A 7,587-nucleotide genomic window follows, 5' to 3' on the forward strand; every position below is an offset into this window, starting at 1 on the left:
GCTGCGGCCGGGGCTTCTGTCGGGAGGACGAAGCTCCGGTCGCGGCGACCCCGACGGGTCCCGGTGTTGTGATGAGTTGTCAGAAGGTGCGAACGGTCAATTGAAGATGCTGACACCACCCGGGCCGACCAACAGCCCGACGACGATGAGGACGACGCCCCACAGGATCTGCCGGCGGAACAGCGCGAGGATGCCGGCGACCACGAGTACGACTGCGAGAATCCAGAGAATCAGCTCCATGACCTCTGACTACCCGACCCTCCGATCGGGGAAACCTGGTCGGTGTCGAGTTGATCCCCGACATGGAAGACGCTGTACGCCTGCTTGATCACCGGGTGCGCCACGTTGCGGACGCGTACCCCTCCCGGGGTGGTGCCGCGCTCGGTGCCGGCGTGCGCGTGCCCGTGCAGGGCCAGCGCCGTGGGCGCCGAGTCGATCGCCTGCCCGAGCTGGTACGACCCCAGGAACGGGTAGATCTCCAGCGGCTCGCCGGCCAACGTGTCCGGAACTGGCGAGTAGTGGGTCAGCGCGACCAGCATGTCGCAGTCCAGCGAGCGCAGGGCCTTACCGAGGCGGTCCGCGCTCTCGTTGGTGGTCCGGACGAACGCCTTCATCTCCGGCTCGCCGAAGTCGCTCGCGCACCGGCCGGCGAACCCCCCGCCGAAGCCCTTGACGCCGGCGATGCCGAGCCGGCCGCCCGCGCAGTCCAGCACCACGCCGTCGCCCTCCAGCACGGTGATGCCCGCGTCCTCGAGCACCTTCACGACCTGCGGCACCTGGTCGCACTGGTGGTCATGGTTGCCCAGCACGGTCACCACCGGCACGGCCAACCCGCCGAACTCCTGCGCCACGCAGCGCGCCTCGGCCTCGGTGCCGTGCCGGGTCAGGTCGCCGGCCAGCAGCAGCACGTCGGCGCACTCCGGCAGCTCCTCAAGCGCCGGGCGGAACCGGCCGACCACGTCCTCGTCCAGATGCACGTCGCCCACGGCGGCGATCCGGATCACCATGAAACCTCCCTCAGGGCAGTTGCTCGATCTCCGTGGGCGCCTGGGCGCGGATCACACCGATGTCGCTGGTGATCGGCACGTCGGGGAAGCGCTCCGACACCCGGCGCAGGATCTCCTCCCGCCGGTGCGGGCTCTCCACCTCGCCGTAGAGCACGAGGGCGCGTTCCCGCCGGACCACGGTGATCCCCTGTTCGGCGACTGCGGGATCCTCGGAGAGCAGCCGGTGGATCTCCGCCTCGACGTACTCGTCCGGCGGCCCCGCGCCACTGTCGCGATCGTGCGTCACGGTGTCTCCTCTCCTGGTTGGGTGCCGGTGTCCGGCACCACCTCCAGCCGATCCAGCAGCACCAGGAACGCCTCGGCGTACGGCGAGTGCTGCGTCTCCTTGCGTACCCGTTCCCAGTCGATCTGCTCCCGCAGCGACCGGGCCAGTGGCAGGCCGCGGGCGAAGTCGCAGTAGTGCTGGGAGAAGCTCAGCAGCTTGTGCACCATCAGCTGGGTGGCGGAGAGGACCGGCATGTGGATGGCGTCCACCGGCCGCACGACCGTGTCGGCAAACGTCTCCTCGGTCACCGGCGTCTCGATCGGCCGGTGGATCAGATCCACCATCCGCCCGTCGTCGAAGACCTTGACCAGCCAGTCCTCCGGCGGCCGCTCGGCGCGGAAGCCCGCGGCCACGAGCGCCTCCAGGGACCGCTCGACGTCGGCCTCGCGGATCAGGAAGTCGACGTCGTGATCGCTTGAGTGGCCGCCGTGGGCGTAGACGGCGAAGCTGCCGCCCAGGGCGAACGGGATCTCGGACTGCTTGAGCACGGCGGCGACCTTCTTGAGGGTGTGCACCAGACTCTCGTCCCCGCGCTCAGCCATCTGGATCTCCCGTCGGTCGTGTTGGTGGACAGGCGGTTGGATTCGAACTCCCGTACCCGGCATTCCGGTCGCCCACACCTGGTGTCGTCGCGGTCGGGTGCCAACGGTGACAAAGGGCAACAAACGTCACGGGGCGCAAGCACGGGTCGGATAACCTGTCGAGGGTGGCCAGATCATCGGGGACGCGACGCGGCCGAGCCCGATTGCGCACCGTCGCACTGATCGGCATCGACGGCTCGGGCAAGACCACGCAGGCACACCGGCTGGCCGACGCGCTGACCGCCGCCGGCCGCCCCGCGACGTACCGCCGCAACGCCAGCGGGCGTCGCTGGCTCGGCCGGCTCGCGCACCGGCTCGGCCTGCCGGACGCGCAACGGCTCGTCGGGCGCGACGGCGTCCTGGCGGTGGAGTCCGTGCTTCGCTGGCTCGCCATCGCCGCGGCCCTGCTCAGCTGCCTGCTCACCGGCCGGACGGCGGTGATGGACCGCTACTCGGCCTGCCAGTACGCCAGCATCCGCGCGCACGGCGGGCACCGCTGGGAGCGTCTGGCCCGGGCCGGCTACCGGCTGTTCCCGACGCCCCAGGTGACCTTCCTGCTTGCCGTGGACCCGGCCGTGGCATACCAGCGCATCGAGGAGCGCGGCACCGACCACGAGTCGATGGGCTGGCTCACCGCGGCGGACACCGCCTACCGGACCCTGCCCGAGTACCCGAGCTTCGTCCTCGTCGACGCGGGCCGCTCGGCCGAGGAGGTGACCGAGCAGATCCAGGCGCACCTGTCGACCTGGCTGCGGTCGGACGCCCGCCCCGACCCCACCCGGCCATCGGCGGAGGGGTCAGCGCCCCCCGAGGTGCCGCAGCCGGCGCCCCCGCCCGCCCCGACACCCCCGCCCGCCGCGTCGGCGCAGGAGCGGGCCGGGCGCGGCGACATCGCGTCCCTGCTCGTTCAGGCGCGTCCGTAGACCGGAACGCTGGCCCCGGTGGTCGGCGCGGAGTCCGTCGCGGCCAGGAAGCGGATCACCGGCGCGATCTCGGCCGGCGTGACCCAGCGGGAGTGGTCGGCGTCGGGCTGCGCGGCCCGGTTCGCCGGGGTGTCGATGACGCTGGGCAGCACGGTGTTGCAGCGCACGTTGCGGGAGCGGTATTCGACCGCGACCGCGTTGGCGAAGGCCAGCACCGCCGCCTTGGCCGTGACGTAGCCGGCCGCGCCGGCGAACGGGGTGAGGGCCGCCCGGGCCGACACGCACACCACCGCGCCGCCGCCGGCCGCGACCAGGTGCGGCAGCGCGGCCTGGGTGACCAGGTACGTGGGTCGCAGGTTGACGGTGAGCATCCGCTCGAACTCCTCGACCGGTGTCTCGTGCACCAGGCCGCCGCTCGCGTACCCGCCGACGAGGTTGACCACCGCCCGCAGCGGCGCCGCGGGGTCGCCGACGGCGGCCTCGACGACGCGGGCCGCGCCCGCCGGGTCGGTCAGGTCCGCGACGACCCGGACCAGCCCGTCCGCCGCCGGCTCCGACCCGGGCCGGGCTGCCCGCTGCGGTACGACCACCCGCCAGCCCGCGTCGACGAACGAGGCGACGACCGCCCCGCCGAGCCCACCCGTGCCTCCGGTCACCACCACGCTGCGCTCCGCCATGCGCCACACGCTAGCGTCCACCGCGCCCACCCATCGGGCGACCGGCGCTCTGCCGACAGCAGAGTGGTTGGCATGATCGGCCACCGGCGGCGCAGGATCGGCGGATGCGGATCCTGATTCTCGGTGGCACGCGGTTCCTCGGCCGGGCGGTGGCCCGGCTCGCCGTCGCGCAGGGCCACGACGTGACCTGCGCGGCCCGGGGCGTGTCCGGTGTCGTGCCGACCGGTGCGCGGTTCGTGCCGGTCGACCGCGACGACCCCGCGGCGCTGGTGTCGCTCGCCGGCGACGGCTTCGACGCGGTGGTGGACGTGACCCGCCAGGTCAGCCACGCCCGGCACGCGCTCGCCGCGCTGGCCGACCACGTCGGTCACTGGTCGTTCGTGTCCACGATCTCGGTGTACGCCGACAACACCGCCCCGGGTCAGACCGCGGCGCACGCCCCGCTGCTGTCGCCTGCCCCGCCGGACGTGGACGCTCCGGTCGGCCCGGACCACCGCTGGTACGGCGAGTGCAAGGTCAGCATCGAGCGGCTGGTTCGCGAACTGATGGGTGCGCAGCGGTCGTTCATCTGCCGGGCGGGGCTGATCGTCGGCGCCGAGGACCCGAGCGACCGCTTCCCGTACTGGGTGCGACGACTGGCGAACGGCGGGGAGGTTCTCGCGCCCGGACGGCCAACCGACCGGGTGCAGTTCGTGGACGTCGCCGACCTGGCCGGCTGGCTGCTGCACGCCGCCGACGCCCGCCTCGCTGGCACGTACGACGGCACCGGCCCGGCGATGTCCCGCGCCGATCTGCTGACCGGCGTGGCGGCCGGTCTGGGTGTCGCCGAGCCGCACCTCACCTGGGTCGATCAGGACTTCCTGCTGGCGCGCGACGTCCGCGAATGGTCGGGGGAGCGGGCGTTGCCGCTCTGGGTGCGACTGCCGGAGGGGGCTGGCCTGATGGACCGGGATGCCCGGCCGGCGCTGGACGCGGGTCTGACGATCCGTCCGTTGTCCGACACCGTTCGGGCGACCGTGTCCTGGATGACAGCGCGGCCCGACGACGTACGGCAGGGTGGACTCGACCCGGCGGATGAGGCGGCGATCCTGGGAGAGTGGCAGGCTGTGCGGAACGCGTGATCCGGGTCGTCGACACTTTTCCCACCACATACGGTCATGGTTGACGCTCACGCCTCGTGAAAGTAAGTTTCATCCGTGGCGAAGAGTCCGAAGATTTCTGCGAGTCACGAGCCTGGTGGGCTGATCGTCCACATCAGCGGGCTGTTGCCGTCGCTGTCGCCCGCCGAGCAGCGGGTCGCCCGCCTGGTCGTGTCCGACCCGGCCGCCGCCGCCCGGCGGACCATCACCGACCTCGCCACCGCAGCGGAGACGTCGGAGGCGACAGTCATCCGGTTCTGCCGATCGGTCGGCATGGACGGCTATCCACAGCTGCGCATCCGGCTGGCCGCCGAGGCCGCCCGCCGCATCGAGCCGCCGGACGCCCGGGTCGTCGGCGGTGACATCCCGCCCGGCGCCGACCTCGCCCAGATCATCGCCACCATCGCGTTCAACGACGCCCGAGCCGTCGAGGAGACCGCCGAGCAGCTCGACCCGGCCGTCTGCGAGCAGGTGGTCGAGGCGATCGCGAGCGCGGGCCGGATCGACATCTACGGCGCCGGCGCCAGCGGGTTCGTCGCCTCCGACTTCCAGCAGAAGCTGCACCGCATCGGCCGGATCGCCTTCTACTTCCCGGACGTGCACACCGCGTTGACCTCGGCCGCCCTGCTCGGCCGCGGTGACGTCGCGATCGGCATCTCGCACACCGGCACCACCTCCGACGTCATCGAGGTGCTGGAGCAGGCCCGGACGCGGGGCGCGGCCACCGTGGCGCTGACCAACTTCCCGCGCTCGCCGATCACCGAGGTCGCCGACTTCGTGCTGACGACCGCGGCCCGCGAGACCACCTACCGCTCCGGAGCGACGGCCAGCCGGCTCGCCCAGCTCACCGTCGTCGACTGCCTCTTCGTCGGGGTGGCCGCCCGCAACCGGTCCCGGGCCCGCAAGGCCCTGGAGGCGACCGCCGAGGCGGTCCAGTCGCACCGGGTGGGTGCCAGTCGGAGACGGGCATGACGCCCGGTTCGGTGGAGCCGGACGAGGACATGTCAGCACCGCCCGCCCGCCCGAGCGTCCGGGTGGGCGCACCCACCGAACGACGCAACCCCCTCAGCGCGGACCTCGACCTGATGTCGACCCGGGACGTGCTCACCGTGATCAACGAAGCCGACCGGCGGGTGCCGGCGGCGGTCGCCGCGGTGCTCGACGAGATCGCCACCACCGTCGACCTGGCGGTGGCGGCGTTGCGCGGCGGGCACCGGGTGCACTACTTCGGGGCCGGCACGTCCGGCCGGCTGGGCGTCCTCGACGCGGCCGAGTTGGCTCCCACCTTCAACTCGCCCCGGCACTGGTTCTGTGCCCACCTGGCCGGCGGCCCGGACGCCATGTGGCGGGCCGTGGAGGACGCCGAGGACGACGACCGGAACGGGGCGGACGAGGCCGCCGGATGTGTGCGCGCCGGTGACCTGGTGGTCGGTCTGGCGGCCAGCGGACGCACCCCGTACGTCCTCGGGGCGCTCGCCGCGTCCCGCGCCGCAGGCGCCTCGACGGTGCTGCTGTGCGCCAATCCGGAGGCGGAGGCCGCCCGGTCGGTCGACGTGTTCATCGGGGTGGACACCGGACCCGAGGTGGTCACCGGGTCGACCCGGATGAAGGCGGGCACCGCGCAGAAACTGGTGCTGAACACGTTCTCGACCGCCGTCATGGTGCGCCTGGGTCGGGTCTACTCGAACCTCATGATCGATATGGTGGCCACCAACGCGAAGCTCCGGGGACGAATGATCTCGATCCTGGTGGAGGCGACCGGCTGCTCGGAGGAGGTCTCCCGACGCGCCCTCAGCGCGGCCGACGGCGACCTGAAGACGGCGCTGGTCTCGCTGGTCTCCGGAGCCGAGGTGGCCGCCGCCCGAGCCGCCCTGGAGCGCTCCGCCGACCAGGTCCGCGGGGCTCTAGCCCTGCTCGCCTCCTAGCCCGCACCGCCCGGGAAGCGAACGGGGCTCCGGATTGTTCACCGGGGCGGGGGGTAATAACACCCCCGTGGATGAACCGACCGCCCCATTGCTGCGTATCTGGCAGTGACCAGGATCGCAGCACGGAGGTGACCCGGGTCGCTGTGCCGGCGCGGGCGGCGGTGTTGCCATGGTGCGGGCGATCAGCGATTCGTCGACCCGCCAACCCGTCCGAGGTGCCCAGCGGCGAGCCACCCGACGGGTGCTGACAGCAAACATGGACCGTGCTCTCAGCAACTACTCAGGCATTCGTGACACTTTCGACTCACGACATGGAATCCCCGACACGTCTCATCTGTTGTGTAGGTGTCAGCGACGGCGGGCACAGCAGAAGTTACCAGGGGCTGACCGGACGTGGGGAATGGCAAGGAACCGGGCAACCGGCGCGAGCGAGGGGACCGTGGGCAACGTGGACAAGAAAATCGGCATGCGCACCGACGAGGTTGCCGAGGAGCGCGACCTGGTCGGCGTCTACCTGCACGAGATCTCCCGGACGCCACTGCTGGACGCCGCCAAGGAGGTCGATCTCTCCAAGGCGATCGAGGCTGGCCTCTACGCGGAGCACCTGCTCGGCGAAGACGCAGTTCCCGACGGTGTCGACCGGGCCGACCTGGAGCGGCTGGTCGTCGAGGGTGAGCGCGCGAAGGACCTCTTCATCCGCGCCAACCTGCGACTGGTCGTGTCGATCGCGCGTCGTTACGTGCGCTCGGGCATGCCCATGCTGGATCTGATCCAGGAGGGCAACACCGGCCTCGTCCGGGCGGTCGAGAAGTTCGACTACGAGCGTGGCTACAAGTTCTCCACCTACGCCACCTGGTGGATCCGCCAGGCCATCAGCCGGGCGATCGCTCAGCAGGAGCGCACCGTCCGTCTGCCGGTGCACCTGGTGGAGGACGTCAACCGGATGCGCAACGTCATCCGGCAGCTCACCCGTGAACTGGGCAGCGACCCCGAGCCGGAGCAGATCGCCG

Annotated in this window: 10 protein-coding genes; 5 read left to right on the forward strand and 5 right to left on the reverse strand. The window is 71.8% G+C overall.

Annotated elements, in window-relative coordinates:
• Positions 1–96 precede the first annotated feature (96 nt).
• The 4 genes from AB0J68_RS22495 to AB0J68_RS22510 are packed head-to-tail and all read right to left on the reverse strand — an operon-like array spanning position 97 to position 1,937.
• Positions 97–240 (reverse strand): GPGG-motif small membrane protein, encoded by a 144-nt coding sequence (locus AB0J68_RS22495; protein WP_165947907.1) that lies wholly within the window; start codon positions 238–240, stop codon positions 97–99.
• Positions 231–1,007: a metallophosphoesterase gene (locus AB0J68_RS22500; protein WP_355137902.1), complete on the reverse strand. Its 777-nt coding sequence runs from the start codon at positions 1,005–1,007 to the stop codon at positions 231–233. The genes AB0J68_RS22495 and AB0J68_RS22500 overlap by 10 nt, the downstream gene beginning before the upstream one ends.
• A gap of 10 nt (positions 1,008–1,017) precedes the next feature.
• Positions 1,018–1,293 (reverse strand): hypothetical protein, encoded by a 276-nt coding sequence (locus AB0J68_RS22505; protein WP_354860927.1) that lies wholly within the window; start codon positions 1,291–1,293, stop codon positions 1,018–1,020.
• On the reverse strand, positions 1,290–1,937 hold the full coding sequence (locus AB0J68_RS22510; RefSeq protein WP_354860937.1) for a nucleotidyltransferase: 648 nt from the start codon (positions 1,935–1,937) through the stop codon (positions 1,290–1,292). The genes AB0J68_RS22505 and AB0J68_RS22510 overlap by 4 nt, the downstream gene beginning before the upstream one ends.
• Positions 1,938–2,038: 101 nt before the next feature.
• Here AB0J68_RS22510 and AB0J68_RS22515 point away from each other — a divergent pair, with 101 nt between their 5' ends.
• Complete coding sequence (locus tag AB0J68_RS22515; RefSeq protein WP_363940382.1) at positions 2,039–2,836, forward strand: thymidylate kinase; 798 nt, start codon at positions 2,039–2,041, stop codon at positions 2,834–2,836.
• On the opposite strand, the gene AB0J68_RS22520 is transcribed toward AB0J68_RS22515, so the two are convergent.
• Positions 2,821–3,513, reverse strand: a complete 693-nt coding sequence (locus AB0J68_RS22520) for an SDR family NAD(P)-dependent oxidoreductase (RefSeq protein ID WP_363940383.1) — start codon at positions 3,511–3,513, stop codon at positions 2,821–2,823. The genes AB0J68_RS22515 and AB0J68_RS22520 overlap by 16 nt on opposite strands.
• A gap of 104 nt (positions 3,514–3,617) precedes the next feature.
• Between AB0J68_RS22520 and AB0J68_RS22525 the strand changes: the two genes are divergently transcribed.
• From AB0J68_RS22525 to AB0J68_RS22540, 4 genes are all read left to right on the forward strand, one after another.
• Entirely contained in the window at positions 3,618–4,634 is a 1,017-nt protein-coding gene (locus AB0J68_RS22525) for an NAD-dependent epimerase/dehydratase family protein (RefSeq protein ID WP_363940384.1), read from the forward strand.
• A gap of 75 nt (positions 4,635–4,709) precedes the next feature.
• Positions 4,710–5,624: a MurR/RpiR family transcriptional regulator gene (locus AB0J68_RS22530; protein WP_354860921.1), complete on the forward strand. Its 915-nt coding sequence runs from the start codon at positions 4,710–4,712 to the stop codon at positions 5,622–5,624.
• Positions 5,621–6,577: an N-acetylmuramic acid 6-phosphate etherase gene (gene murQ / locus AB0J68_RS22535; RefSeq protein WP_355066099.1), complete on the forward strand. Its 957-nt coding sequence runs from the start codon at positions 5,621–5,623 to the stop codon at positions 6,575–6,577. Before AB0J68_RS22530 ends, murQ begins: the two co-directional genes overlap by 4 nt.
• A gap of 400 nt (positions 6,578–6,977) precedes the next feature.
• Positions 6,978–7,587, forward strand: a 610-nt coding sequence (locus tag AB0J68_RS22540) for a sigma-70 family RNA polymerase sigma factor (protein WP_363940385.1), incomplete at its 3' end; no start/stop codon positions are given.

This window comes from Micromonospora sp. NPDC049580, from assembly GCF_040675595.1.
Classification (GTDB): Bacteria; Actinomycetota; Actinomycetes; order Mycobacteriales; family Micromonosporaceae; genus Micromonospora.

What these genes read in the sequence shown, in the direction of transcription:
- murQ (WP_355066099.1), top strand. Translation starts at nt 5,621, where the DNA reads ATGACGCCCGGTTCGGTGGAGCCGGACGAGGACATGTCAGCACCGCCC.
- AB0J68_RS22525 (WP_363940384.1), top strand. Translation starts at nt 3,618, where the DNA reads ATGCGGATCCTGATTCTCGGTGGCACGCGGTTCCTCGGCCGGGCGGTG.
- AB0J68_RS22520 (WP_363940383.1), bottom strand. Translation starts at nt 3,513, where the DNA reads ATGGCGGAGCGCAGCGTGGTGGTGACCGGAGGCACGGGTGGGCTCGGC.
- AB0J68_RS22510 (WP_354860937.1), bottom strand. Translation starts at nt 1,937, where the DNA reads ATGCCGGGTACGGGAGTTCGAATCCAACCGCCTGTCCACCAACACGAC.
- AB0J68_RS22495 (WP_165947907.1), bottom strand. Translation starts at nt 240, where the DNA reads ATGGAGCTGATTCTCTGGATTCTCGCAGTCGTACTCGTGGTCGCCGGC.
- AB0J68_RS22500 (WP_355137902.1), bottom strand. Translation starts at nt 1,007, where the DNA reads ATGGTGATCCGGATCGCCGCCGTGGGCGACGTGCATCTGGACGAGGAC.